General features: G+C 61.7%; 3 protein-coding genes. All 3 read left to right on the top strand.

The annotated features are described in order from the left end of the window. The coding region (locus tag AC1D1X_RS24250) for a dual-action ribosomal maturation protein DarP (protein ID WP_477699479.1) at positions 1–164 on the top strand (164 nt) is incomplete at its 5' end. After that, positions 161–754 (top strand): molybdopterin adenylyltransferase, encoded by a 594-nt coding sequence (gene mog, locus AC1D1X_RS24245; protein WP_477699478.1) that lies wholly within the window; start codon positions 161–163, stop codon positions 752–754. The genes AC1D1X_RS24250 and mog, both read left to right, overlap by 4 nt. A gap of 75 nt (positions 755–829) precedes the next feature. Continuing rightward, on the top strand, positions 830–1,014 hold a 185-nt coding region (locus tag AC1D1X_RS24240), incomplete at its 3' end, for a magnetosome magnetite crystal formation protein family (RefSeq protein ID WP_477699477.1).

Below are 1,014 nucleotides of genomic sequence, written 5' to 3'. Positions count from 1 at the left end.
ACTCCCAGCAACTGCGCGCGCTGATCCGCCAGGCCCGCAAGGACGCCAAGCCCGAAAAACCCGGCGAAGCGCCGCGGCACGGCAAGTCCTACCGCGAGATTTTCCAGCTGGTCAGGCAAGGCATGGCACGAGGTCCTGAAGATGGCGAGGAGCCTGAAGCGTGAGCGCCTCCTTTGACGCGGTAAAGATCGGCATTGTCTCGGTCAGCGACCGTGCATCCGCCGGCGTCTATGTCGACAAGGGCCTGCCGGCACTCAAGGACTGGCTCACCCGCGCCCTGCGCAACCCCATCACCTTTGAAGAGCGCCTGWTCCCCGACGAGCAGGCGGGTATCAGCGCYGCATTGATTGAGTTGGTCGACACCGGCTGCTCGCTCGTGCTGACGACCGGCGGCACTGGCCCCGCGCTGCGCGACGTGACGCCTGAAGCCACGCTGGCTGTTGCCCACAAGGAAATGCCGGGTTTTGGCGAGCAGATGCGGCAGATCAGCCTGAAGTTTGTCCCGACGGCCATCCTGTCGCGCCAGTGCGCCGTCATACGCGACAAATGCCTGATCATGAACCTGCCGGGCCAGCCCAAATCGATTGCGGAAACCCTGGAAGGTCTGAAAAACGCCGACGGTTCCCAGGCTGTGGCGGGCATCTTCGCCGCCGTGCCTTATTGCATCGACCTGATCGGCGGCCCTTACCTGGAAACCGATGAAGCGGTGTGCCAGGCGTTCAGGCCCAAAAGCGCCATACGCCCGCCGCGCTGAAACCTTGCCGCTCGCCAGTTTGGGCCTGGCCCCTTTCTCACGTAGTATTCGGGCTTTACAACACGAGGAGCTGAGATGGACGACCTGATTGAAACGCCGAGCAAGGAATCGAAAAACACCGCCGTGCTGATCTGGATCGGAACCCTGTTTCTGGGTTTCATTCCTGGTCTGATCGTTTACCTGGTGAAAAAGGACGACGCCTATATCCTGGACCAGTCCAAGGAAGCGCTCAACTGGTCGATCACCGCGACCATCGGCTA

Source organism: Polaromonas sp. P1_G4, from assembly GCF_056405475.1.
This window is presented reverse-complemented; position numbering and strand designations above follow the sequence as displayed.